The following is a 24,254-nucleotide window of genomic DNA, read 5'->3' as shown; positions in this document are numbered from 1 at the left end:
CTTCTTGCAGCATCCCTATCCGCGCGGCCAGCGACGACCGGAAGGTCGATCGGGGGATAGGGATAATAACCACCATGAACACCAATTTCGTTCGCGCCGCGCTGCTGGGCGGTTCCGCGCTTCTGGCACTCGCCGCCACGCCTGCTTTCGCCGCCGACACCAAGCCTGCCGCCGATCCGGCCCCCGCCGCCGCGGCGACCGATCCCGCCACCGATTCGGGTGAGCTGAAGGACATCGTCGTCACCGCGACCAAGCGCGAGACCAGCCTTCAGAAGACGCCGATCGCCATCTCGGTCATCGACCCGACCGTGTTGAAGGACCGTCACGTCCAGAGCCTGCTCGACCTGGCCGACGGCACCGTGCCGTCGCTCCGCGTCGCCACCTTCGAGGCGCGCCAGTCGGCGCTGACCGTCGGTATCCGCGGCATCGTGCCGTTCGACCAGAACCAGACCGCGCGCGACACCGGCGTCGGCGTCTATTTCGACGGCGTGTATCTGGGCCGTTCGCAGGGCCTGAACGCCGCGCTGTTCGACATCGAGCGCGTCGAAGTGCTGCGCGGGCCGCAGGGCACGCTGTTCGGCCGCAACACCGAGGGCGGCGCGCTGTCGATCGTCACCGCCAGGCCGACCGGCAAGTTCGGCGGCTCGCTGACCGCGGGCTTCGGCAATTATGGTGCGTACAATACCGCCGCGCACGTCAATCTGCCCGAGTTCAACAATATCTCGATCAAGCTGGACGGCGTGATCCAGCACCAGAACCCGTTCGTGAAGAACCCGCTGCCGGGCAGCGTGGGCTGGGGCGCGTACAACCGCGTGGGCGGCCATGTCGCCGCCGTGTGGAAGCCGGTCGACGGTTTCTCGGCCGAGCTGTCCTATGATCAGGCCAAGGACGAGAACTCGCCCTTCTACAGCCAGTTGCTGAACTACAACCCGCGCGGCCTGCCGGTCGCGACCATCGCGCAGATCAACGCCAATGGCGGCAAGCTGCCCTCCGGCACCATCGCGCCGCTGTCGCCTCTGGTCGTCGTGTCGGGCGACGATCGCATGAAGACCGCCGATATCGGCGTGCCGCAGCAGTACAGCGTCGACCGTACCCACGGCTTCTCGGCCAAGCTGAACTATGACGTGGCGCCGGGCCTGGAGCTGCGCTCGATCACCGCATGGCGCGGCGTGTCGACCGACCAGTGGGACAATTCGGGCGGCGCGCACCGCACCGTGTTCCTGCCCAACGGCAAGTTCAGCCGCTACAGCCTGTCCTTCATGCAGCAGCACCAGTTCAGCCAGGAATTCCAGGCGGTCGGCAGCCTGCCGCAGCTCGATTACGTGGCAGGCCTGTTCTACTTCACCGAAAACGCCCGCGAGCAGGCGGCGACCCCGTCGACCAACCAGTGGAATGCGGACGGCACCGGCTACACCATCCTGTCGCAGACCGCGCTGGGCACCATCGGTTCGGGCAACCAGGGCTGGGCGCCGGGTTCGTTCTTCTTCCAGCGCGGCAGCTTCGCCCGCGCCTATAGCTATGCGGCCTTCGCGCAGGCGACCTATACCCCGGCGGGCTTCGATGCCTTCCACCTGACGCTGGGCGGCCGCTACACCCACGACAAGCGCAACGGCACGCTGTACCTGGTGCAGGGCAAGTCGACCAACTTCCCCTTCACCTTCGACAACAGCCGGTTCGATCCGATGGTGACGGCGGCGTTCGACGCGACCGACACGGTCCATCTCTATGCGAAATATTCGACCGGCTACCGCGCGGGCGGTGCCAATGACCGGTCGCAGACCTTCGCGTCGTTCGGTGCCGAAGCGGTCAAGTCCTATGAGATCGGGTCGAAGATGGACCTGTTCGACAAGCGCGTCCGCCTGAACCTGGCGGGCTATATCATGGACCGCACCGGCACCCAGATCGACTTCGACAATGTCGACACCAACCCGGCCAGCCCGACCTACAACCTGCACACCGAGGAAACCCGCAACGCGCCGGGCACGTCCAAGATTCGCGGGGTCGAGGCCGACATCACGACCAGCCCGATCGAGGGGATGACGGTCGGCGCATCCTACGCCTACACCTACACCAACGTGCCGCTGACGCCGAACCCGTTCCTGGGCAACGCGCTGACCCAGGTGTTCGTGGTCTATACGCCGCGCAACGCCGCCTCGGCCTATGCCGATTACGAGGTGCCGCTTGCGGGTTCGGAGGCCAAGGTCCGTTTCCACCTGGACGCCAACTATGCCGACCCGGCCTATAGCTTCCAGAACGAGACGACGCGCACCGACAAGACCTTCGTGATGAACGGCCGCATCGCACTGGCCGACCTGCCGCTGACCGAGGGCGGCACGAAGATGACCCTGTCGCTGTGGAGCCGCAATCTGCTCAACAACAGCTTCGTCTATCGCCGCTCGGCCGCCAATGCCGCGACGCTGGGCGACTATGGCAACTTCAACCCGCCGCGCACCATCGGCCTGGAGGGCACGGTTCGCTTCTGATCCCGACCCGGATACCCGACTTCAGGGCCGCCCTTCGGGGTGGCCCTTTTTTGTTGTTGCCCCTGCATGGGCTCACTGCGAGCCCCTCCCCTTCCGGGGAGGGGTGAATTGATCTTATTCGTTTCATATTATCGACCGGGCAGGATCAGCGACACCACCAGCCCCGGCGCGGCATCGCCCAGTTCCAGCCGCCCGCGATGCAGTCGTGCGATCGCTTCGACCAGCGGAAGACCCAGGCCATGGCCCCCCGCCGCCCCCCGCGCGGTGTCGAGCCGTCCGAAGCGGCTCAGCGCATGGGCACGATCCTCGGGCGCGATGCCGGGGCCGTTATCGGCGATGCTCAGGGTCACGCCCTCCTCGCCCGCGTCCAGCGACACCCGGATCGTGCCGCCCGCCGCGCCATATTTGATCGCATTGCCGATCAGGTTGACCAGCGCCTGGGTCAGCAACTGCCGGTCCCCGACGAAATCCGGAAGCGCGGCATGGACTGCGATGCTAAGGGAATGGCCCGCATCCTCGGCGACGGGAATCATCATCGCACCCGTGTCGCGGACCAGCGCGGACAGGTCGAAGGGGGCGAAGCCCGCCTGACGGTGCCCCGCCTCGATCTCGGCGATGCGGAGCAGGGCGGCGAACATGGCGAGCAGCGCGTCGCACTGGGCCAGTGCGGCGCCGGCGCGCTCAGCCTGGGCGGGGTCGCGGGCGTCCTCGACCATACGTGCCAACTGGCCGCGCAGCCTGGACAGGGGCGTGCGCAGGTCATGGGCGATGTCGTTCGACTGGCTGCGCATCGCGTCCATCAGTTCGGCGATGCGATCGAGCATCCGGTTGAAGGCGGCGGCCTGGCGGTCGAACTCGTCGCCCGATCCGGTCACCGGCACGCGGTGACGGATATTGCCTGCGATGATCGCCTCTACCGTGGCGCGCTGGTCGGCGATGCGGCGGCCGACCAGCATCGAAAAGGCGATGACGCCGCCGACCACGATCAGGATGATCGAGCCGAACCCGGTCAGATAGATACGTGTCCGCATCGCGCGGTGGCTGTCGAACGGTTCGGTTTCCGCCACCACCGCCAGCCGCCGCCCTTCGCCCGCATCGCGAACCAGTGCCCGGCCATGCGACAGGCCGATGATCCCGTCGCGCTGGCGCAGGTCCGACCGGCCCATCGGCAGGGTGGAGCGCGGGGCGATGTTGCCGCCCAGCCGCCGTCCGTCCGCCCCCAGCAGCAACAGGCCGATATCGCCGGTATCGCGCTGCCCCGACAAGGTGGCGATCCGCGCGAGCAGCAGCGGGGTGGGGAGCCGCGTCTCGCCCGCGTCCCGCTCCAGCACCAGATCGGCGATCGCCTCGATCCGGCGATCGACCGCGCGTGCGACCGTCACCCGGTTGGCGGCCAGGATCGAGATGCCGGTGGCGACCGTGGCGATCAGGAACAGGGCCAGGACGGCGATGGTCAGCCCGCGCAGCGACAGACGACGGATCGCGCGCTTGATCATGGTTTCAGCGAATAGCCGATCCCGCGCACCGTTTCGATGGGATCCTCGCCGCCATTCTCGGTCAGCTTGATGCGCAGGCGCCGGATATAGACGTCGACGATATTCGTCTCCGGCTCGAAATCATAACCCCAGACCCGCTCGATCAGCATGGCGCGGGTCAGCACCTCGCCCGCATGGCGTGCCAGTTCGGCCAGCAGCTTCAGCTCCAAATTGGCCAGCGTGATCGGCTGCCCACCGCGCCAGGCGCGAAAGCTGGTCGGGCTGACCACGATGTTCCCTGCGCGGATGGTGTCGGTTTCGCTGACCGTCCAGCGGCGGCCTCGGATCACCGCCTGGATGCGCGCGACCAGTTCCTGCGGCTCGACCGGCTTGACGACATAATCGTCCGCACCCGCTTCCAGCCCGTCGACCTTGTCCGTCGCCATGGACAGCGCGGTCAGCATGACGACGGGCAGGGTGATCCCGCGCGCGCGCAGCGTCTCGACCACCGACAGCCCGTCGAGGCGCGGCATCATCCGGTCTAGGATCACCGCGTCATATTGCTCGCGGTCGATCACGGCGAGTGCGAAGCGGCCATCGATGACATGTTCGACCCGGTGCCCCAGCCCCATCAGGTCGGCGGCGAGGCCATGGGCATAGGTGGCGTCGTCCTCGACCAGAAGCAAATGCAGGCTCATCGTCACTTTCCAAACCGTCTTCGCCTTCGCCCTACCGGGCAAAAGCGCGGTGGCAAGTCCTGCCCTGCCGATCCTAGCCCACCAATTTCACTGGGCCAGCGGAGCCAGCCGCTCGCCGAACAGCCGCACGAAACGGTCGAGCGGGCAGGGCGCATGGGTGGGGCAGCCGCGCACCGTCACGGACCGTGTCGAGACGGCGGCGGCATGGGCGCGGATCGCTTCGGGCGACTGGGTGCGATAATGGACGGTGACGAAGGCACGGTCCTTCGCATCATGCCAGCGCTCGATCAGGATCGCTCCGCCCGGCGCGGCATCGTTCACGGCATAGCCCGGCGCGACCAGATCGAAGCCGAGCAGGGCGGCCAGCGCGGTGACATTGGTGTCGTGCCCGATCAGCATGTCCAGCTTTGCGTCGTCCTTCGCGGTCAGCGCGTCGATCATGTGCCGCCCGAACGCCGCCGACTGGTGCGCGGCCATATAGGGCGAGCGCGAATAGACGTCGAACAGCGCGGCATGGACCGTGCCCAGCCGTGCCAGCATCTTACCGTCGACCGGCGCGCCGCCGACCGAGGGCGACAGCCCTTCGGCATATTGCAGCAGCAGCACCTGCGCGGTGCCCGAGGCGGTGCGGATCGGCCCGGTGAGGTCGATGCCATGGCCGTCGGCCGAAGGCGTCAGCCGTGCGGGGCCTGCCGGATCGCAGCCCTTGGCATCGCCGCAGCCCAGCACCTGGTCCAGCAGCCGAAGTGCCGGACGGTGGCGCGCGGCCAACGCGTCCATGCCGCCGGTGAAGCGGTTGATATCCGCCACCGCCGCGTTGGCATCGAAACGGGTGGCACGGGCGCGCAGCGGCTCGAACAGGGGATCGACCTGGCCCATCGGGCTATGCGCGACGGGCACCGCGCAACCCGGGGTCAGCGCCTTGGCATAGGCCTCCCCGCTGGCGATCGTGCGGGACGAGCTGTTGGTGCGGATGCGGATGCTGCCCGGCGCGGGGCAGCCCTGCGGCAACAGGCCGTGCGCGACCCAGGCGGCGCGATCGGCCAGCGCCTCGGCGGCCAGCGCCTCGGCCCCGCGCGGGGTCAGCTCGCTTTCGGGCGTCGTCCAGACCGGCCAGGGCTTGGCGGTGCGCGTGCCGTGCGGCACCTCGCCGTCCAGCGGCGCGCGGACGCCATGCCGCATCAGCACCACCACCCGGTCGAGCGTCAGCCCCTTCGAGGCAGGGACATCCTGCGCTGCGACCGGCGCGGCCAGCATGGACAGGGCATAGAGGGCGAGCGGCGCGATCAGGCGGCGGGAAAGGACGGTCATCGCGCGGCTTTGGACCGATTTCGGGTCAGGACTGTGACATTGACCACGACTTCGCGAGGCTGGGCCAGCGTCATGGCAAGATTTTTTAGAAGTCATCAAAAGTCGGTCAATAAGTCATCGCGCTGTCACATGCCATCCCTAGCGGGGCCGTCGAAGGCGTCCTGGGGGGCGTCGCCATCAAATTGATCCAGGGGAAATTCCATGACCGCTTCGGCCAAGCGGGCGCATGTCGTGCGCCTGTTGTGCGGCACCGCCGCGACCTTCCTGATTGCCGCACCGGCTTTCGCCGCCGATCCGATCGTAACGCCGGACGAGCCGGCGGTCGCGGCCGCCGATCCGCAGGTCGGTGAGGACGTTGTGGTCAAGGGGCATCGCCAGGCGGTGGTCGATGCGCAGGACGAACAGCTGCGCAGCCAGTCGCTGGCCACCGTCGTCTCGGGCGAGGAACTGCGCCTTCAGCCGCAGCAGAACCTGGCCGACCTGCTGACCCGCCTGCCGGGCATCAGCTCCTCGGTCGACCAGTCGCGCAACGCGGCGGCGACGGGCGAGGCGCAATATGTCTCGATCCGCGGTCTCGATACCTCGTACAACGCCTATTCGCTGGACGGCGTGCGCCTGGCGCAGACCGATGCGCGCACCCGCGCCATCTCGATGAACCTTTTGTCGCCCTTCTCGCTGCAGACGGTGCGCGTCGACAAGGCGCCGACCGCCAAGTACGACGGCGACGCGATCGCGGGCATCATCGACATGGTGCCGATCACCGCCTTCGACCTGCCCAACCACCGCACCCAGATCCGCCTCCAGGGCCAGCTGGCGGGCCGTGCCGATGCGCGTCGCCAGGACCCCTGGGGCGGCACCGCGCAGGTCGAAACCGCGCAGCGCTTCGGCGATTTCGGCGTCTATGCCTCGGCCTATTACGGCCTGAAGCATGTGCTGGGCGAGTCGACGGCCGTGCAGCATGACTGGGAGAAGTATAACAACAACATCTCCGGCATGATCCGCGACAATCTCGACAATCTGTTCGCGCGCGGTGCCCAGTGGCAGTCGTTCCGCAACCGTATCGAGCGGATGGGCGGCACGCTGAACCTCGACTGGAAGGGCGAGGGCACCGACCTGTACCTGCACTCCACCTATGGCCGGTACAATCTCAAGAGCTGGATGGACCAGACCGCGCTGCGCCAGACCAGCCTGGCGCCCGACCAGATCAACCCGAACCCCAACAAGGGTTCGTACGACGCCGCCGGTTATCGCGCCGATTACGGCCTGACCGCGACGCATTATTTCCGCACCGAGCACAGCAACCAGGAGCTGGTGACGTCGAAGCTGGGCGGCCAGACCCGCTCGGGCGACTTCACCTTCGACTATCACGGCGCCTATTCGCGCGGGTCGCAGGACTATCCGCTGCGTATCCAGTCGGGCTTTGCGGGCCGTCCCTATATCGGCACCGCCGATAACACGGGCACGGCGGCCTATCGCATGGTCACCTCGATCGGCCAGCGCACCTTCCCGCAGGTCGTCCTGACCGACGCGGCGCGCGCGTATCTGACCGACCTCAGCAAGCTGCGGCAGTGGTACGTCACCCAGCAGTTCGAGAATACCTGGGAACGCCGCCTGGAGGGTCAGTTCGACACGACCTGGCACCATGCCGACCAGGGCCTCGTCTCGATCTCGGCGGGCGCCAAGGTCGAGGACGCCAAGCGCTATGCCAATGCGCTGGGTGACGACGGCGCGCTGCAATATACCTTCCCCAATGCGGACGGCAGCAACTCGCCGCGCTATGCCGCGACCGGCCCGGTCCTGACCTCGCTGCCCGGCCGTCTGCTCGGCGGGTTCATGAACAACGCCGCGCAGGTGCCGATCTTCCTTATCGACACCGACTATATCGAGAATCAGGTCCGCCAGCTCTCCAGCCCGAAGATCGCCGGACTGGACCCGGTGAAGCTGAAGGAAAACCGCCTCGACGGGCGCGAGAACCGGCTGTCGGGCTATGTCATGACGACGCTGCGGTTCGGCGACCTGGAGGTCGTCCCGGGCGTCCGCTACGAATATAACCGCTTCAAGGGCACCTATTTCCAGGAGCAGGGCAATAGCGGCGCGTTCGTGACCTCCGACCGCCATTACGATCAGTGGCTGCCGAGCGTCATCGCCAATTATCGCCCCAATGATGCGATGGTCGTCCGTGCCTCGATCCGGAAGAGCTATTCGCGGCCCGCTTTCGACCTGCTGCTCGGGCCGACGCAGGTGACGCGCAACGACCTGGGCGAGGTGACGGGGGTGTTCATCCCCAATCCGAACCTCGATGCGCAGACCTCGTGGAACTACGACGCCTCGATCGAATATAAGGGCCAGGGCACCGACTTCTTCTCGATCAGCCCCTTCTACAAGGATCTGAACCACGTCCTGTTCGCGACCGGCACCACCAATGCCAGCGGCGACTACAACATCTGGGGCGCCCCCCAGTCGGAACAGCAGGGCGGGGTCGAGGTGTCGAAGCTGACCACCGACGCCACGGGCAAGATCTACGGCGTCGAACTGTTCGGCCGTTACTCGCTGAAGGGTCTGCCGGGGCTGCTCGACGGCCTGGGTCTCCAGGCCAATGTCACGGTGCAGCGCGCGCAGGCGCGGGTCTTCGTCAACGGCCAGATGCGCGACCAGCGCATGACCCAGGCGCCGAAGATCATGTACAATGCCGCGCTGTTCTATGCCCATGGCCCGCTGTCGGCGGAGTGGAACTACAATTATACCGGCGACCGCCTGTACGATCTGCGCTCCAGCCGTCCGGACACCTATATCCAGCCGACGACCATCTCGAACCTGATCGTCAACTATGTCCTGCCCTCGGGCTTGACGATCGGCGCGTCGGTGCAGAACCTGTTCGACGAACACAGCTATTGGGCGACGACCAGCGAGCGCAAGGCGTACCTCTCGAACGACCGCAAGGGCGGTTATGTCGAGACGGGGCGCATCTACATGCTCAACCTGACCTACGCCTTCTGATCCTACCCTCTCCCCGATCCGGTGCCCACCCCCATGGGCGCCGGAGCGCACCTACGCCGACGGCGCATCTTTGTGCCGTCGGCGATTTTGTGTGGGGTTCCTGACCACATGGTCACACGCTAGCATGATCCCGAAGAGAGGACCTGCCAGACATGATGAAACGCCAACGCCGCCAGCATGAGATCGTGGCGTATCTTGCCGAGGGCGGGTTCCACGGGATCGGCGAATTGGCCGAGGCGCTGTCGGTGTCCGAGGAGACGGTGCGGCGCGAGCTGCGGGTGCTCGAGGCATCGGGCGCGGTCATACGCGCGCATGGCGCGGTGCGGATCGCCAAGGTCGAAACCGAGGGCTCCTTCGCCACGCGCCTGCAACGCCATGCCGAGGCCAAGCAGCGGATCGCCGCCGCCGTCGCCGAGGTCGTCGCGGACGGGCAGGCCATCTATATCGATGCCAGCACCACCGGCCATTATGTCGCGCGGGCGCTTCGGGATCATCAGGGGCTGACCGTGGTGACCAATGCGGTCGGAGTCGCCGCCGAGCTGGGCGGGCGCAACGACAATCGTATCATGCTGGCGGGCGGCGAGATGGACTACGAGTATCGCGCCTGTTTCGATGCCACCGCGCGCGAGTACCTGAGCATGTTCACGCCCGCGCTGGCGATCTTGTCCGTCGAGTCGGTCAATCTCGATCATGGTTTCGCCGATTATCATGCGGGCGAGGCGGCCTTGTGCCGGATGATGATCGCCCGCTCGCGCCGCACGCTGATCGCGGCCGACCAGAGCAAGTTCGACCGGCCCGGCACCATCCAGGTGGCGGCGCTGGATGCGGTGGCGATGCTGGTGACCGACGCGCCCCTGTCGCCCGCTTATGCCGAGGCGCTGGCCGGGGTGGAGGTGGTCGTCGCCTGACCCCGCGGGATCAGCAGCGCGATCGTAGCGCCCGCGATTCCGAAACCGGCATGGATCAGCCAGAAATGCGGCAGGTCCATGCGCGGATAGAGCGTGCCCAACTGCCCGACCACCAGATGCGCGACGAAGCCGTGGAGGTAGAACAGCCCGGTCATCAGCCCGCGCCGTGACGGCGGCGCGGCGGCGGCGACGATCGCCAGCGCCGAGGGCCAGGACAGGACCACCCCGACCGACAGCAATGCGATGGCGCAGACCGGCCCGATCAGCCCGACCTGCGCTGCGCCCCCGGACAGCCCGGCAAGCAGGACATAGGCCATCGCCATCGCCATCCCTCCGGCGGCCAGCTTCATCGCCGGGCCCGGCTCACGCGGCAGGCGCGGCCAGAGGCGATAGGCGAGCAGCGCCAGCGCGATGGTGAACAGCCCGTCCGCCGCCGCCAGCCAGCTTGGCGGGACCGTCAAGGTGCCGAGCGTCAGGTCGACGCGCTGTTCGGCCCAGAGCAGCATCATGTTGTTGAGTTGCTCATAGGCGCAGAAGCACAATGTCACGGCGATGATGGCGAGGATCACGCGCGGCCAATCGGTGCGGTGGCGGTCCGCCTCGCGCGCGTCGATCAGGCGAACCGGCGGGGCGGTGCGCAGGGTCAGCATCGCCGCGACCATGCTGGCGGCCATCACGACAAAGGCGGCGGCAAAGCCGAACCGCAGTGCCAGCCAGCCGCCGATCAGCGGCCCCGACAACGCGCCGCCGTTCAGGAACGCGAGATAGGCCGCATAGAGCCGCTCGCCCGCCGCGCGTCCTCGCAACGCCCCAACCTCGGCGGCCAGATTGCCCTTGAGCAGTCCGATCCCGCCGATCAGCAGGGCCAGTCCCGGCAGCGCCCAGCTGCGACTGGCCAGCGCGAGCAGTCCCAGCGTCATCAGCGCCGCGCCGACATACATGGCGAACCGCCGCTGCCCGCTGCGATCCGCGATCCAGCCGCCCAGCGGCAGGACCAGATAGGTAAGCGCGCCGTACAGGCCGTAAAGCTGCGAGGCGAAGGCGATGTCGCCATGCGCGCCGGTCACGCCCTCGATCCCGTGGCGCAAGGCGGACAGTCCGATCACCCCCTGGCCGTGGACCAGCAGGTCGGTGACCAGGAACAGGGTCAGTAGCGACTTCGCCCCCTGAATCGCACAACGCTCCCATCCCTCGACGCTGGCGAGCGTCCAGAAACCGGGGGCGGGCGGGGCGGTGTCCCTTTCGCGCATGATGCTGATGTCGGTCCGTCTTGGGGCTTGGGGAGGAAGCGACGGCTCCCTAGCGTCGGTATGTGACGGGTTCGCGGCGCTCGACAAAGCAGCCCGCGCACGGCACCACGGGGCCATGGACCTGTCCGCGATCGTCGCCGATATCGCCGCCGAAATGGCCGAAGCCCCCGACCGGGGCACGCCCGCCGATTATATCCCCGCGCTGTCGGACATCGACCCGCAGCGTTTCGGCATCGCCATCGTCGAGGCGGACGGCCAGTGCCATCTGGCGGGCGATGCCGAGGAGAGCTTCTCGATCCAGAGCATCTCCAAGGTCTTCGCGCTGACCCTGGCGCTGGGCGCGGTCGGCGACCAGCTGTGGCGGCGGGTGGGGCGCGAACCGTCGGGGACCGCGTTCAACTCGATCGTGCAGCTGGAAACCGAGCACGGCATCCCGCGCAATCCGTTCATCAATGCGGGTGCGATCGTCGTCGCCGATGTGATCCTGGGCAACCACGAACCGCGCGAGGCGATCGGCGAGTTGCTACGCTTCGTGCGTGCGCTGGCGGGGGAGGACGACATCGTCATCGATGCCGCCGTGGCGCAAGCCGAGATGGAAACCGGCCACCGCAACCAGGCGCTGGCCCATTACATGCGCGCCTTCGGCAATCTGCATCACCCCGTCGAGCGCGTGCTGGGCGTCTATTTCCACTTCTGCGCGCTGGCGATGAGCTGTCGGCAGCTGGCGCTGGCGGGGCGTTACCTGATGGCGCGGGGCGTCAATTCCGGGACGGGGCGCTCGGTCGTGTCACCCCAGCGCGCGCGGCGCATCAATGCCCTGATGATGAGCTGCGGCCATTATGACGGGTCGGGCGAGTTCGCCTTTCGCGTCGGCCTGCCGGGCAAGTCGGGGGTGGGCGGCGGCATATTGGCGATCGTGCCCGGCCGCGCCTCGATCGCCGTCTGGTCGCCCGGCCTCAACGCGCGCGGGAATTCGCAGCTTGGTACGCTGGCGCTCGAACGGCTGGTGCAGCGGACGGGCTGGTCCGTGTTCGACCCGCAAGCCGGTTGACCGCCCGCAGGGGCGCAAAGGCCGCCTGCGCGCGCACCGACAGGATCAGGTTGAGCGCGATCCCGGCGATCGAGGCGGCGCCGAAGATGCGCACGATCCGCTCGCCCGTGACCGCCGTGCCGCAACCCGACAGCGCCAGCAGCAGCACCGCGCCGCCGAGCAGCTTCAATCCGGTGCGCAGCCGTGCGTCATGCAGCGTCCCCGCCTCCTTGGCATGGCGATAGGACCCGGCGGCGAGCAGCCAGAAGCCGACGAAGCAAAGGGCGATCGTATCAAGCATGGGCAGGCTCCATGGTCCGGCGCGACCGGCCGGGGGTTTTGGGGGCGGGGCGGGCGCTGATCCGGGCGGCGGCGGCAAAGCCGATGCCGATGGCCAGACAGGACAGGTCGAAGGCGACGAACAGCTGGTCGCCGTCGAGCAGCGAAGGGATCAGCCAGCGCGCGGTGGTCAGCGCGTTGACCACGGGAATCGCGGTCCAGAAAGCGGCGGCGATGGCGAACAGCACGGTCCAGGCGCGGCGTGCGGGCAGGCCGAGCTGCGCCAGTGCCAGCAGGCCCCAGGTCCAGAACATCGCCGACACTTCCATGTCCGCGCGACCCTCCAGCGTGGCCGGGATCAGCCGGTTGGCGAGCAGATAGGCAGCCATGCCCGCCGGAAAGGCGGCGATCACCGTGATGTTCAGCCGCTCGGCCAGCTTCAGGCCGAAGAAGGGCGCGGTACCCGGCTTGCGTCGCTTGGCGGTCCACAGCAGCAGGCCGGTGCCGACCATCGCCGCGCCGGTCAGCCCCATCACGAAATAGGCCCAGCGCAGTGCCGGTCCGGCGAAGGTGGCGAGGTGCAGGCCCAGCATGACGCCCGCCGTATCGATCGCGACGGCGGCATCGCCGCTGCGGCTGAGGAACCGGCCGGTCGCGCCGTCATAGGTGGCGATGGGGGTACGCGAATTGATCGCGCCGCGCTTGGCTTGGGCGATGGTGATACGCGCCGCCGCATCGCCGGGATTCTGGACGATGACGCGGGTGGCGGGGCCGCCCAGCCGCTGTTCGGCATCGCGCACCAGCGGTGCGATCGCGACCAGCGGACGCCGTACGCCGCTGGCGGGCACGTCGGCCGGGGTGCCATAGGCGGTCTGCATGAACTGGGCGGGCGAGGCATAGTTCATCAGCACCGGCCAGGGCATGTACATCGTCACCAGCGTGATCAGCCCGGTATAGGTGATCATCGCATGATAGGGCAGGCCGAGCACCGCCGAGACATTGTGCGCGTCGAGCCAGCTGCGCTGCCCCTTGTTCCAGCGCAACGTGAAGAAGTCGGCGAAGATGCGCTTATGCGTGATGACGCCCGAGATGATCGCGCCCAGCATCGCCATCGCGCACAGCCCCGCCAGCCAGCGACCCCAGGGGTGCGGCAGCTGAAGCTGGAAATGGAAGCGATAGAATTGCTCGCCGCCCTTGGTCTCGCGCGCGGTCAGGGGGGCGCCGCTGACCGGATCGAGGTCCAGTTCGTCGCCGCGCATCTTGGGATCGGGCTTGGCGGGGATGCGGAAGATGCGCGTCGCGACCGTGCGCGCGTCGGGCAGGTAGATATACCATTGCCGATCGTCCGGCCCGACCCGCGACAGGTAACGGACCGCCGAGTCCGCCGCCTGCGCCGGCGGGGCGGCCTCGGCACGGATTTCGGGCTGCATCCAGCGGGTGATCTCGGGCCGGAAATAGGCCGAGGTGCCGGTCAGGAACATGGTGAACAGGATCCACCCGGCGATCAGGCCCAGCCAGCCATGCGCCCAGGCCATGGTCTGTCGCAGCCCGCGCCGCGCCGCCGCAGCGCTCACGGCCGCACGCCCAGCAGCTTGAGCGTCACCGCCATCACGATCGCCCCGCCCCAGATCACCGCGCTGACCCGGCCCAACCGGACCTCGTGCAGCGCCCAGAGGCCGATCCCGGCATAGACAAGGAAGGACAGGATCATCGGCCAGCCGGTCGCCTCGACCCGCGCCGTCGCATCGGGCGCGGGGAGCAGGCGCGCGGTCAGCATCGCGGCGGCGACGGCAAAGGCATAACCACCGAGAATCGTCGTGATCCAGCGCCAAGCCATGGCGACACCGCTCCGCCAACGGCCTCCGCCTTGTTCGTCAATGGCTTGGCCCGATGCCACCCGCGCTTTCCCCTTGTCATCCCGATGGCATCGCTTTAGCAGCATTTGAGAGTCACTATCAATAGCAGGGAGTAAATTTATGCGCGCACTTCGCGGAGCGTTGCTGGCAGCGTGCGCCACCGGGGGAATGCTGGGCAGCGCGCTCCCGGCTCATGCGATGACGCTGCCCGACGACGATCAGCAGCGGCTGCGCAACGAGGACATCGTGGTCGAGGGGCAGCGCGAGAAGAAGAGCGCGTCCTCGGGCACCAAGACCGACGTGCCGCTGATCGCGACGGCGCAGAGCATCACCGTGATCGACCAGGAGGAACTGACCCGGCGCAACGCGCTGTCGATCAACCAGGCGCTTGGCTATGTCGCGGGTGTCGCGCCCAACCAGCGCGGCAATGTCGCCACCCGCTACGACCAGTTGTTCCTGCGCGGCTTCGCGCCCGGCGTGTTCATGGACGGGATGCGGCTGATGGGCGGCGTCTATGCCAGCCCGCAGATCGATTTCCATCTGGTCGAGTCGGTCGATGTGGTGAAGGGCCCGGCGGGCGTCACCTATGGCTCGGGCACGCCCGGCGGCCTCGTCAACCTGACCAGCAAGCTGCCCTATGCGGGGGCCGGCGGGCGGATCGAGCTGGCGGCGGGCAATTATGCGCTGCTGCGCTCCAGCATCGACGTGAACCAGCCGCTCGATGAGAATGACCGCTGGCTGTTCCGGATGATCGCAGGTGCCGAGGAATCGGACGGCTTCATCCGCAACACCGCCAATCGCCGCTATTATGCGCGCCCCATGCTGACCTTCGCGCCCGACCCGGCGACCAGCGTGACGCTGATCCTCAACTATCAGCGCGATCCCGAGTCGGGGTCGTATAGCGGCGTACCCGTCTATGGCTCGGCGCTGCCCAATCCGTTCGGCGTGCTGCCGGTCGATTTCAACACCTCGGAGCCGTCCTACGAGGCGTTCGACCGGACGCAGAAATCGGCGACGATCCTGTTCCGCCATGACCTGAACGATCGGCTGAGCTGGACCACCAACGCGCGTTACCTCGCAATCGGGCTGCATTACCGGCAAATCTATGGCTCGGGCTATGTCACGCGCGGCGGGAATAGCGATCTCTCGACCCTGCAACGCGGCGGCGGCGGATCTGATGAAGCGTTCCAGACCTTCACGATCGACAATCATCTGGTCGGCAAGCTCGACACCGGCCCGGTCAAGCACACCATATTGGGCGGCGTCGACTGGCAGCATAATCGCGGCGAGAATTACCAGGCGTTCTTCACCGGGCAGAACGCCAACCCGGTGTTCAACATCCCCAATCTCAGCCTGTTCGCGCCAGTCTATGGCGTACCGCTGCCCAGCTTCCCGATCAATCAGACCCACAATTACACCAAGCGCGATCAGGTCGGCGTCTATCTGCAGGACCAGATCGCGATCGGGGGCCTGCAACTGATCGCCAGCGGGCGTTGGGACACCTACAACCAGACGACGCAGAATCTGAACACCAATGCCGTCACCCGTCTGAACCAGACGGCGTTCACCACCCGGCTGGGCGCGCTGTACGAAACGAAGATCGGCCTCTCGCCCTTCGTCAGCTATTCGGAAAGCTTCGAGCCTCAGGCGGGCAGCACCTGGGACGGCAGCAACTTCATCCCCGTCACCGGCCGCCAATATGAGGCGGGGCTGAAATATCAGCCGCGCGGCACGACCGCCTTGTTCACCCTGTCCGCCTTCGACCTGCGCCGCCGCAACGTGCCGGTCGCCGATCCGCGTGCGGGCACCGGCAATATCCCCAGCAATTCGCAGGTGCAGATCGGCGAGGTCTCGGTGCGCGGGATCGAACTGGACGGGCGCGGCACGGTCGCCCCCGGCTTCGACGTGGTCGTCGCCGCCACCTATAACGACCCCTATGTCCGGCAGGGCACGCCCGTGGTCGGCACCGGCGACCAGATGAGCGGCGTCACCGGCACGCGGCCCCTGGGCGTGCCGCAATGGAGCGCGTCGAGCTTCCTGTCCTATGATCTGGGCAAGGCGGGTGTCGGCAGCGCGCTGGGCGGCCTGAGCCTGGGGGCAGGGGTGCGCTATGTCGGCGAATCGGATGGCACTGCGACCACCGTCGCCGCAGGCCGCACCGTCGTCCGCCGTTTCCAGTCGCCCGATTACTGGCTCGCCGACCTGATGCTGGGTTACGATCTCGGCCGGGTCAGCCCTGCGATGGAGGGGCTGAGCCTGACCGCCAATGTCGCCAACCTGTTCGACAAGCGCCACATCACCAGCTGTTTCTTCAACAATGGCTGCTATTACGGGGCATCGCGGACCTTTGTAGGCAGCCTGCGCTATTCTTGGTAAGGCGCACCCGATTCATTCGCATTTGACGTATCCGCCCGTCCCGCCGACCGATCGGCGGGCAAGGGGCGCAAAGGAGTTTTGAGGTTTGTCGACCGATACTGCCCTGCCCGAACTGACCCCGACCACGGCGCTGAGCGTCGAGACGGTTCAGAGCGTCCATCACTGGAACGAGCATCTCTTCTCCTTCTCGGTGTCGCGCCCCGACAGCTTCCGTTTCCGTTCGGGCGAGTTCGTGATGATCGGCTTGCAGGGCGACAACGGCAAGCCGCTGCTCCGTGCCTATTCTGTCGCCAGCCCATCCTATGACGAGAAGCTGGATTTCCTGTCGATCAAGGTCGAGGACGGCCCGCTGACCAGCAAGCTGCAAAAGGTGCAGCCGGGCGACAACATCTATTTGGGCCGCAAGCCGACCGGCACCCTGGTGGCCGACGCGCTGCTGCCCGGCAAGCGGCTGTTCATGCTGTCGACCGGCACCGGCCTGGCGCCGTTCCTGTCGGTGGCGCGCGACCCGGATATCTACGACATGTTCGACGAGGTCATCATCGTCCACTCGGTGCGCCGGGTCAGCGACCTGGCCTTCCATGACGAGCTGGCGGGCAAGCTGGCCGAGGATCCGCTGGTCGGCGACGTCGCGCAGGAGAAGTTCCACTATATCCCGACCGTCACGCGCGAACCGTTCCACACGACCGGCCGCATCGACGCCCTGATAGAGGATGGCCGGTTGTTCGCCGGACTCCCCAGCGCGCACGGCTTCAACCCGGAAACCGACCGGATCATGATGTGCGGCAGCATGGAGATGATCAAGTCGCTGGGCGCCAAGTTCGAGGAAATGGGCTTCCCCGAAGGCTCCAACGCGCAGCCGGGCGCGTACGTGATCGAAAAGGCGTTCGCTGGGTAAATCCCGCCGCTTCTGTTCCCCGGCGAAGGCCGGGGCCCAGTTTCCGAAAGGCTGAAAGTGCGCGGAACATGTCAGGGGAGGCAAAGGCGAGTCGATCGCCAATGCCTCCCCCGCGTTGTTTGGCGCGCCACGGACTGCGCCGAAGCTGGGCCCCGGCCTTCGCCGGGGTCGACATCGTTTTATCTGGTTTTTCAGTCAGCGACATTTGTCATCGCGGGCGGCACATTTGTGCGACATTTGCGTCCTAACGCCCAAGCCTTGGGCAAGGGAAAAGGGACGGACATGCGGCTTTGGGCGGGTTTGATGCTGGCGAGTGCGATGCCGGCGATCGCACAGGCGCAGGTCTCGACCGAGCCTGCCCCGCAGGCCCCGGCCCCTTCGACGGCTTCCAACCCCGCCGTCCCCGCAACCGCGACCGCGACACCGCAAGCGCAGACGGCCAGCCTGCCCCATACCCAGGCACAGCCCGAGGCCGAGGAGGAAGGCGAGGAGGCCGAACCCGACGTCGTCGTCACCGCGCGACGCGAACCGGGCAAGGTGATCGGCGACATTCCGCCCGACCAGCAACTCAGCCCCGCCGATATCCGCTCCTATGGCGTGTCGAGTGTCTCCGACCTGCTCACCGAACTCGCGCCGCAGACGACCAGCGGGCGCGGCGGATCGCCGGTGATCCTGCTCAACGGTCGCCGTATCGCGGGCTTCCAGGAAATCCGCGATCTGCCGACCGAGGCCATCCAGCGCGTCGATATCTTCCCCGAGGAAGTCGCGTTGAAATACGGCTATCGCGCCGACCAGAAGGTGGTGAACTTCGTCCTGCGCCCGCGCTTCCGCTCGCTGGCGGCCGAGGCGGTGGGCAAGGTGCCGACCGAGGGCGGCTCGGCGACGGGGCAGGGCAAGCTCGACTGGTTGCAGATCCGCCGCGACAAGCGGTTGAGCATCCACACCGATTATTCCGAAACCTCGCGCCTGACCGAGGCGGAGCGCGGCATCGTCGCACCCGCGTCCAATGCGTCGCTGGGCGGCAACATCGTCACCGCCGACCCTGGCCTCGCCGCGCTGACCGGCACCAGCCCCAGCGTGGTGGGCGTGCCCGGCGGCCTGACCGCCGCGCCGTCGCTGGCGCAGCTCGCGGGCAGCCCGGCGACCGGCACCGACGTCACCCCCTATCGCACGCTGCAATCGGCGCAGCGGCAATGGGACGCCAACATCGTCTATTCGCGCAACATCTTCGACAAGGTGTCCGCCTCATTCAATGCCGAGGTGCAGACGACGCAGAGCAACAGCTGGAACGGCCTGCCCTCGGCCAATCTGGTGCTGCCTGCGGGCAATCCCTATTCGCCGTTCGGGACGACCGCGACGGTCAGCCGGTTGACCACTGCCTATGGTCCGTTGGTCCAGAACAATACCGGGCTGACCGCCCATCTGGGCACGGTGTTCAACGGCGATCTGGGACGGTGGCGCTGGTCGGTGACGGGCGCCTATGACCGGGCCGAAAGCCGGGTGGCCACCGATACCGGACTGGACGTGGCGGGGTTGCAGGCCAGGCTGAACGCGGGCGATCCGACCGCCAATCCTTATGGACCGCTCGACGGACTGGGTCTGGCGGCGCGCAATTTCGCGCGGTCGACGTCTTCGTCGGGGCAGGTCGATGCGCTGCTCAACGGCCGGGTCTTCGCGCTGCCCGCGGGCGATGTGCAGGCCAGCGTGAAGGTGGGCGGGCAGACCAGCGATTTCTCCAGCAGCTCGACCCGGTTCGGCATGCCACAATCGGGTGACGTGTCGCGCGACATCGTCAACGGCCAGGCCAATCTGGACCTGCCGATCGCCAATCGTAACCGCCAGATCCTGAGCGCGATCGGCGACCTGTCGCTGAACCTGAATGTCGGGGCGGATCACCTGTCGGACTTCGGCACGCTGACCACGGTCGGCTATGGCGCCAACTGGTCGCCGCTGGAGGGCGTTCGCGTCATCGCCTCCTGGACCGATCAGGAGGATGCCCCGACCGCGCAGCAGCTCGGCAACCCGTCGATCACCACGCCCAATGTCCGCCTGTTCGACTATGTGCGCGGCACGACCGCGACGATCACGGCGGTGACGGGCGGCAATCCGAATCTGGTCGCGGACAATCGCCATGTCATGAAGCTGGGTCTGACGCTGAAGCCGTGGCGCGACCGCGACATCAACCTGACCGCCAATTATTACCGGATCGACACCGACGATCCGATCGCGTCCTTCCCGACGCCGACCGCCGCGATCGAGGCGGCGTTCCCCGACCGTTTCACGCGCGATGCCGCGGGCAACCTGCTGCGCGTCGATTCGCGCCCGATCAACTTTGCGAACACCGAGCGGTCGCAGCTGCGCTGGGGCTTTAACGTCTCCAAGCCGATCAAGTCGAAGATCCAGAAGGAGCTGGAGGCGTTTCGCGCCGGCACCGGCCCCAATCCCTTTGCCGGGCTGAACTTTCCCGGCCGTCGTGGCGACGGCGAAGGTCCGCGTCGCGAGGGGCAGGGTGGTCCCGATAGTCCGGGTGCGGGCGGGCCTAGTGGTCCGGGTGGTCCCGGCGCGGGCGGACCCGGTGGCGGGCCGGGCGGCGGCGGTTTCCGGGGCGGCGGCTTTGGTGGCGGACGCGGCGGTGGCGGCGGGCGTGTGCAGTTCGCGCTCTATCACACCTGGACCTTTGCCGACCGGGTGACGGTGGCAGAGGGTGGCCCGGTCCTCGATCTGCTGCGCGGCGATGCGATCGGGTCGAGCGGCGGCACCTCGCGGCATCAGCTGGAAGCGCAGGCGGGCTATTCCAACAACGGCATCGGTGTGCGCCTGTCGGGCAACTGGCAGAGCGCGACGCGGGTCAATGGCGGCACCCCCGCCAATCCGCAGGCGCTCGATTTCGGCAGCCTGGCGACGGTCGACCTGCGCCTGTTCGCCGATCTGGGCCAGCGGCTGGACCTGTTGAAGGCGCATCCCTGGCTGCGCGGGACGCGGGTCAGCCTGTCCTTCGACAATCTGTTCAACCAGCGGCAGCGCGTGACCGATGCCAATGGTACCGTGCCGATCGGCTATCAGCCGGGCTATCTCGATCCGCTGGGCCGAACCGTCCGATTGTCGATCCGCAAGCTCTTCTTCTGAAAGATCAGGCCCTTTGTCGGGAAAAGCACATCCGAAACGGGATCAAATTGGGATCGCTAGCGCAAGATTTTGGTTAACCTAGACTAATTTCGCTGGCATCCCGCCCCCTTAGGAATTGCGGCGCTGCTACGGAAACGGAATAAATCCGATGAAGTGATGTCGGCCGGCGTCGATAGCGGGGGGTACATGGATCGGGGCGGAGAGGTCATGAGTGACCGCTATCACGGGCAGGTCGACGATCTGGGGGATGCGATCGACGATCGCCTTCGCCGGATTCGGGACGAACTCGCCGCCGTGGAATCGATGGTCCGTCAGGATCATGAAAAGCGGATCAGTTCGGCTGATATCGGTTCGATCCTGCGCGCCGCGCGGGAAGGGATCGGGGGATTCTTTAACCCGGACCTGTTCGCCGATCCGGCCTTCGACATGCTGCTGTTCGTCTTCCTGGAGGAAGAAGCGGGACGCAGCGTGGAAACCAGCGCCTGTTACCGCGCGTCGGGGGTGCCGCGCACCACGGCGGTCCGCTGGATCAACATGCTGGTATCGATGGGGATGTTCCACAGCACGCCGCATCCGACCGATCGTCGGCTGGCGCTGCTGAGCCTGAGCGAGGGGACGCGCGCCTCGGTCGGGCAATGGCTGGAGGGTCTGCGCCCGCTGGTCGAGCGGATCGCGATGCGCCCGGCGATGGCCGCCAAACCGGTCGCCTGACGGATAAGAGCGAGGGCCGGGGCGGCGGTGTCAGGCCGCCTTGGCCATCCGCGTGCGCAGCCGGTCGGCCAGCGTCTCCAGCGTCACCCCGTCGATCCGCGCCGCGACCGGCGCGTCGGACCGCAGGATATCGGCGATCGCCAGTTGCGACTGGGTGATCCGGTCGACCGCCTGGATGCTGACCATATGGCGGCGCAGCGTGTCGGGATCGCTGCCCAGTTCATAGGCCAGGTCGGCGAGCGAACGGGTCAGTTCGACCAGCTCGTCCGCCAGCGCCCGGGCAAGGGCCGGTTCCATGGCCCCCTCCGTCATTTGCTGCACAGTTTCACGATGTTGGCGAAGATCGCATCGCCCGCCACCGGCTGCGACACCGCGCCCTTGTTCAGCGTGAAGTCGGTGCCGTTGCGGCCGATGGCATAGGCGCCCCCCGCCAGCATCGCGCGCAGACCCGCCGAGCCGTCCTCGTCGTCCAGCGCCAGCAGCACGCCCAGGCCGTTGCCGCCCGCCGCCTTGGCGACCGAGGCGAAGAGCAGCGAGATGGACGGACGCTCGCCCGCCACCGGCTCGCGGGCCAACAGGCGCAATGTGCCGTTCGGCCAGGTATCGACGACCATATGCGTATCGCCCTGCGGCGCGAAATAGATGGTGCCCTGTTCCACCTTCATCCCGTCGGTCGCCTCGACGACCTTGGGCGCGATCTGCTCACGCAGCTGCTCGATCATCGGGGTCAGCAGGCCCGGCGACATCTGCTGCACGACCAGGGTCGGCGGGCAGTTGGCGGGGAAGTTCTGGAACAGGTCGAACAGCGCCTGGGTATTGGCGGCATCCGCGCCGATCGCCAGCAGGCGGCCGTTCCAGTTGATGTCGGCGACGGGGCCCTTGCGGCTCTTGGCGGCCTTGCCGCGCTTCAGATCGGCATTGCGCGCCGACTTGATGCGCTTGCCCAGCTTGCCGATGATCGCGTCCAGTTCGGCCTGCACCGCGACCTTGGGTTTGGGGAAACAGTCGATCGCGCCGAGGCGCAGCGCCTCGACCGATTCCGTGGCGCCCGCGGCAGTCCGGGTCGAGAACATGATGACCGGCATCGGCCGCTCCTCCATGATCTCGGCGAGATATTCCAGGCCGCTCATGCCGGGCATCTCGACGTCCAGCGTCATCACCTCGGGGCGATACTGGTCGACCATCTTGCGCGCTTCGGCCGCACCGTCGGCGGCCCCCACCACCTGCACGCCCTTGATGCGTTCGAGCGCGCCCGAGATGAGGACCCGCATCGTCAGCGAGTCGTCCACGACCAGAACCTTAACGTCCGCCATTACTCAATACCTTCCAACGGAAACGCCGTTACGTCTTGAAAAACCGGGATTACGCGGCTTCGGCCGTCAATGTCACGCTGTCGGTCAGGCGATCAAGCGCCAGGATCAGGATCAGCCGCTGTTCGATCGTGGCCAGCCCTTCCAGATAATGCGCGGCCGTCGCGTCGCCCATGTCGGGCAGCGGCTGCATCGCCTCGGGCGGGATGGTCACGATGTCGTTCACCGCATCGACGATCAGGCCCTGAAGCTGCTCGCCGATCCGCACCACGATGATGACATGGCGCGCGCTGGGATCGGTCACGCCCCAGCCCAGCCGGTGGCGCAGGTCGAGCACCGGCAGGACCACGCCGCGCAGATTCACCACGCCGCGCACATGGGCAGGGACGTTGGGCAGCGGGGTCGCGGGCGACCAGGCGCGGATCTCGCGGATGGCCATGATGTCGACGCCCAGGATCTGGTCGCCGAGCTGGAACGTGATGAGCTGACGCGACATGGTCGGGTTCCTCAGGAAAAGGGGATCAGTGCAGCACGCGGCGGATGGCCGCGGCGAGCTTTTCGGGATTGAACGGCTTGACGATCCAGCCGGTGGCGCCCGCTTCGCGCGCACGCGCTTTCTTCTCGTCCGAGCTTTCGGTGGTCAGCACCAGGATGGGCAGGTTGCGGTGGCCGGGCTGGCGGCGCAGCGCCTCGATCAGGCCGAAACCATCCATGCGGGGCATGTTGATGTCGGTGATGACCAGGTCGGGCGCGGTGTCGGCCGTCACCGCGTCCAGCGTGTCGAGCGCATGGACGCCGTCCTCGGCCTCGAGCACCCGATATCCCATATCGGTGAGCGCGGCGCGCAGAAGCATTCTCATGCTGGGCGAATCGTCCACGGTCATGATGAGTTGGGACACGAACTGGCCTTTCCGGTGAGGATCGAGAGACATTAGAAGAATTCCACATCGCCGGTCGCGGCGGGTGGGGGTGGCGGAACGGGTCGCGCGGCGCGCGGCGGCGGCATGGCCGTGTCGGTCACGTGGCGGCACCGGGCCAGGCCGAGTGCGGGGCGGAACTCGACGCGGCGGGCGCTGACGCCGCCGACATCCTCACCGACCAGCGCGATCCGCTCGTCCGCCAGGAAGCGGCGGGCGAACTGCGCATTGGCGGTGCCGATGTCGCGAAAGCCGTCACGCATCATCGCGCCACCGAACAGCCTGGCCTTCAGGCTGTGCCGCTGTGCGCCGAGCGCCATCATCGCGTTGATCAGAACTTCCATCGCATACACACCATAGCGCTGCATGGATTTAGGATCGGTTTCCGCGACGCCCGGTTCGGCGAGCAAAAAGTGATTCAATCCGCCGATTCCGGCAATCGGATCGTACAGGCACGCCGAAATGCAGCTGCCGAGCACGGTCGTCAGCACCACGTCCTTGTCCTGGCTGACTCGCGTCTCGCCCTGGATGACGTTGATTCGGCGAAGCCCGTCGCGGTTCGCCAGCCGGGTCAGCGGGGAAGGCTGCGGCGGCGGGGCGAAGGGCGGCGGCTGATGGGGCATGGCCTG

At 67.2% G+C, this 24,254-nt stretch carries 20 protein-coding genes; 8 read left to right on the top strand and 12 right to left on the bottom strand.

The genetic code is table 11. From position 1 onward, the window contains the following. Positions 1–74: 74 nt before the first annotated feature. Positions 75–2,483: a TonB-dependent receptor gene (locus tag ACWKSV_RS12015; RefSeq protein WP_082442251.1), complete on the top strand. Its 2,409-nt coding sequence runs from the start codon at positions 75–77 to the stop codon at positions 2,481–2,483. 128 nt (positions 2,484–2,611) lie between these two features. On the opposite strand, the gene ACWKSV_RS12010 is transcribed toward ACWKSV_RS12015, so the two are convergent. The 3 genes from ACWKSV_RS12010 to ACWKSV_RS12000 form a co-directional block, all read right to left on the bottom strand. Then, a complete protein-coding gene (locus ACWKSV_RS12010) occupies positions 2,612–3,979 on the bottom strand; it encodes an ATP-binding protein (RefSeq protein ID WP_191864646.1) in 1,368 nt (455 codons plus the stop codon). Continuing rightward, positions 3,976–4,656, bottom strand: coding sequence for a response regulator transcription factor (locus ACWKSV_RS12005; RefSeq protein WP_172839598.1), 681 nt, complete (start codon positions 4,654–4,656; stop codon positions 3,976–3,978). Before ACWKSV_RS12005 ends, ACWKSV_RS12010 begins: the two co-directional genes overlap by 4 nt. Positions 4,657–4,743: 87 nt before the next feature. After that, complete coding sequence (locus tag ACWKSV_RS12000) at positions 4,744–5,967, bottom strand: histidine-type phosphatase (RefSeq protein WP_076714008.1); 1,224 nt, start codon at positions 5,965–5,967, stop codon at positions 4,744–4,746. Between the two features lie 201 nt (positions 5,968–6,168). Between ACWKSV_RS12000 and ACWKSV_RS11995 the strand changes: the two genes are divergently transcribed. Both ACWKSV_RS11995 and ACWKSV_RS11990 read left to right on the top strand, forming a co-directional pair. After that, positions 6,169–8,964 carry a TonB-dependent receptor gene (locus ACWKSV_RS11995; protein ID WP_076714006.1) on the top strand — a complete coding sequence of 932 codons (2,796 nt, stop codon included), beginning with the start codon at positions 6,169–6,171 and terminating at the stop codon, positions 8,962–8,964. 152 nt (positions 8,965–9,116) lie between these two features. Then, entirely contained in the window at positions 9,117–9,872 is a 756-nt protein-coding gene (locus ACWKSV_RS11990; protein ID WP_076714004.1) for a DeoR/GlpR family DNA-binding transcription regulator, read from the top strand. Here the strand turns inward: ACWKSV_RS11990 and ACWKSV_RS11985 are convergent. Next, entirely contained in the window at positions 9,830–11,122 is a 1,293-nt protein-coding gene (locus ACWKSV_RS11985; protein WP_076714002.1) for an MFS transporter, read from the bottom strand. The two genes, ACWKSV_RS11990 and ACWKSV_RS11985, sit on opposite strands and share 43 nt — an antisense overlap. Positions 11,123–11,237: 115 nt before the next feature. On the opposite strand from ACWKSV_RS11985, the gene ACWKSV_RS11980 reads away from it, so the two are divergent. Beyond that, positions 11,238–12,173 (top strand): glutaminase, encoded by a 936-nt coding sequence (locus ACWKSV_RS11980; protein WP_076714000.1) that lies wholly within the window; start codon positions 11,238–11,240, stop codon positions 12,171–12,173. Here ACWKSV_RS11980 and ACWKSV_RS11975 read toward each other — a convergent pair. The 3 genes from ACWKSV_RS11975 to ACWKSV_RS11965 are packed head-to-tail and all read right to left on the bottom strand — an operon-like array spanning position 12,079 to position 14,268. Continuing rightward, complete coding sequence (locus tag ACWKSV_RS11975; protein ID WP_191864644.1) at positions 12,079–12,453, bottom strand: DUF3325 family protein; 375 nt, start codon at positions 12,451–12,453, stop codon at positions 12,079–12,081. The genes ACWKSV_RS11980 and ACWKSV_RS11975 overlap by 95 nt on opposite strands. Next, positions 12,446–14,005 (bottom strand): PepSY domain-containing protein, encoded by a 1,560-nt coding sequence (locus ACWKSV_RS11970; protein WP_191864643.1) that lies wholly within the window; start codon positions 14,003–14,005, stop codon positions 12,446–12,448. Before ACWKSV_RS11970 ends, ACWKSV_RS11975 begins: the two co-directional genes overlap by 8 nt. Beyond that, entirely contained in the window at positions 14,002–14,268 is a 267-nt protein-coding gene (locus ACWKSV_RS11965; protein ID WP_076713996.1) for a hypothetical protein, read from the bottom strand. Before ACWKSV_RS11965 ends, ACWKSV_RS11970 begins: the two co-directional genes overlap by 4 nt. Before the next feature lie 139 nt (positions 14,269–14,407). Here ACWKSV_RS11965 and ACWKSV_RS11960 point away from each other — a divergent pair, with 139 nt between their 5' ends. From ACWKSV_RS11960 to ACWKSV_RS11945, 4 genes are all read left to right on the top strand, one after another. Further along, complete coding sequence (locus ACWKSV_RS11960) at positions 14,408–16,663, top strand: TonB-dependent siderophore receptor (protein ID WP_083706507.1); 2,256 nt, start codon at positions 14,408–14,410, stop codon at positions 16,661–16,663. An 85-nt stretch (positions 16,664–16,748) separates the two neighbouring features. Further along, positions 16,749–17,561 carry a ferredoxin--NADP reductase gene (locus tag ACWKSV_RS11955; protein WP_056435650.1) on the top strand — a complete coding sequence of 271 codons (813 nt, stop codon included), beginning with the start codon at positions 16,749–16,751 and terminating at the stop codon, positions 17,559–17,561. A gap of 282 nt (positions 17,562–17,843) precedes the next feature. Beyond that, complete coding sequence (locus tag ACWKSV_RS11950) at positions 17,844–20,687, top strand: TonB-dependent receptor domain-containing protein (RefSeq protein ID WP_076713992.1); 2,844 nt, start codon at positions 17,844–17,846, stop codon at positions 20,685–20,687. Between the two features lie 207 nt (positions 20,688–20,894). After that, positions 20,895–21,398, top strand: coding sequence for a helix-turn-helix domain-containing protein (locus ACWKSV_RS11945; protein WP_156884142.1), 504 nt, complete (start codon positions 20,895–20,897; stop codon positions 21,396–21,398). 30 nt (positions 21,399–21,428) lie between these two features. Here ACWKSV_RS11945 and ACWKSV_RS11940 read toward each other — a convergent pair whose 3' ends face one another. The 5 genes from ACWKSV_RS11940 to ACWKSV_RS11920 are packed head-to-tail and all read right to left on the bottom strand — an operon-like array spanning position 21,429 to position 24,248. Next, complete coding sequence (locus ACWKSV_RS11940; RefSeq protein ID WP_236697066.1) at positions 21,429–21,695, bottom strand: hypothetical protein; 267 nt, start codon at positions 21,693–21,695, stop codon at positions 21,429–21,431. An 11-nt stretch (positions 21,696–21,706) separates the two neighbouring features. After that, positions 21,707–22,711: a chemotaxis protein CheB gene (locus tag ACWKSV_RS11935; RefSeq protein ID WP_076713989.1), complete on the bottom strand. Its 1,005-nt coding sequence runs from the start codon at positions 22,709–22,711 to the stop codon at positions 21,707–21,709. Between the two features lie 49 nt (positions 22,712–22,760). Next, complete coding sequence (locus ACWKSV_RS11930) at positions 22,761–23,204, bottom strand: chemotaxis protein CheW (protein WP_042485432.1); 444 nt, start codon at positions 23,202–23,204, stop codon at positions 22,761–22,763. A gap of 25 nt (positions 23,205–23,229) precedes the next feature. Beyond that, positions 23,230–23,607, bottom strand: a complete 378-nt coding sequence (locus tag ACWKSV_RS11925; RefSeq protein ID WP_076717716.1) for a response regulator — start codon at positions 23,605–23,607, stop codon at positions 23,230–23,232. Positions 23,608–23,639: 32 nt separating this feature from the next. Further along, the gene (locus tag ACWKSV_RS11920) at positions 23,640–24,248 is read right to left on the bottom strand and encodes a chemotaxis protein CheD (RefSeq protein WP_237243461.1); all 609 of its coding nucleotides are present in this window, start codon (positions 24,246–24,248) and stop codon (positions 23,640–23,642) included. Positions 24,249–24,254 lie beyond the last annotated feature (6 nt).

This window comes from Sphingomonas sp. SphC10, from assembly GCF_057004845.1.
The sequence above is the reverse complement of the archived record's forward strand: the minus strand, read 5'-3'. Positions and strand labels throughout refer to the sequence as shown.

What these genes read in the sequence shown, in the direction of transcription:
- ACWKSV_RS12015 (WP_082442251.1), top strand. Translation starts at nt 75, where the DNA reads ATGAACACCAATTTCGTTCGCGCCGCGCTGCTGGGCGGTTCCGCGCTT.
- ACWKSV_RS12010 (WP_191864646.1), bottom strand. Translation starts at nt 3,979, where the DNA reads ATGATCAAGCGCGCGATCCGTCGTCTGTCGCTGCGCGGGCTGACCATC.
- ACWKSV_RS12005 (WP_172839598.1), bottom strand. Translation starts at nt 4,656, where the DNA reads ATGAGCCTGCATTTGCTTCTGGTCGAGGACGACGCCACCTATGCCCAT.
- ACWKSV_RS12000 (WP_076714008.1), bottom strand. Translation starts at nt 5,967, where the DNA reads ATGACCGTCCTTTCCCGCCGCCTGATCGCGCCGCTCGCCCTCTATGCC.
- ACWKSV_RS11995 (WP_076714006.1), top strand. Translation starts at nt 6,169, where the DNA reads ATGACCGCTTCGGCCAAGCGGGCGCATGTCGTGCGCCTGTTGTGCGGC.
- ACWKSV_RS11990 (WP_076714004.1), top strand. Translation starts at nt 9,117, where the DNA reads ATGATGAAACGCCAACGCCGCCAGCATGAGATCGTGGCGTATCTTGCC.
- ACWKSV_RS11985 (WP_076714002.1), bottom strand. Translation starts at nt 11,122, where the DNA reads ATGCGCGAAAGGGACACCGCCCCGCCCGCCCCCGGTTTCTGGACGCTC.
- ACWKSV_RS11980 (WP_076714000.1), top strand. Translation starts at nt 11,238, where the DNA reads ATGGACCTGTCCGCGATCGTCGCCGATATCGCCGCCGAAATGGCCGAA.
- ACWKSV_RS11975 (WP_191864644.1), bottom strand. Translation starts at nt 12,453, where the DNA reads ATGCTTGATACGATCGCCCTTTGCTTCGTCGGCTTCTGGCTGCTCGCC.
- ACWKSV_RS11965 (WP_076713996.1), bottom strand. Translation starts at nt 14,268, where the DNA reads ATGGCTTGGCGCTGGATCACGACGATTCTCGGTGGTTATGCCTTTGCC.
- ACWKSV_RS11960 (WP_083706507.1), top strand. Translation starts at nt 14,408, where the DNA reads ATGCGCGCACTTCGCGGAGCGTTGCTGGCAGCGTGCGCCACCGGGGGA.
- ACWKSV_RS11950 (WP_076713992.1), top strand. Translation starts at nt 17,844, where the DNA reads ATGCGGCTTTGGGCGGGTTTGATGCTGGCGAGTGCGATGCCGGCGATC.
- ACWKSV_RS11945 (WP_156884142.1), top strand. Translation starts at nt 20,895, where the DNA reads ATGAGTGACCGCTATCACGGGCAGGTCGACGATCTGGGGGATGCGATC.
- ACWKSV_RS11940 (WP_236697066.1), bottom strand. Translation starts at nt 21,695, where the DNA reads ATGGAACCGGCCCTTGCCCGGGCGCTGGCGGACGAGCTGGTCGAACTG.
- ACWKSV_RS11935 (WP_076713989.1), bottom strand. Translation starts at nt 22,711, where the DNA reads ATGGCGGACGTTAAGGTTCTGGTCGTGGACGACTCGCTGACGATGCGG.
- ACWKSV_RS11930 (WP_042485432.1), bottom strand. Translation starts at nt 23,204, where the DNA reads ATGTCGCGTCAGCTCATCACGTTCCAGCTCGGCGACCAGATCCTGGGC.
- ACWKSV_RS11920 (WP_237243461.1), bottom strand. Translation starts at nt 24,248, where the DNA reads ATGCCCCATCAGCCGCCGCCCTTCGCCCCGCCGCCGCAGCCTTCCCCG.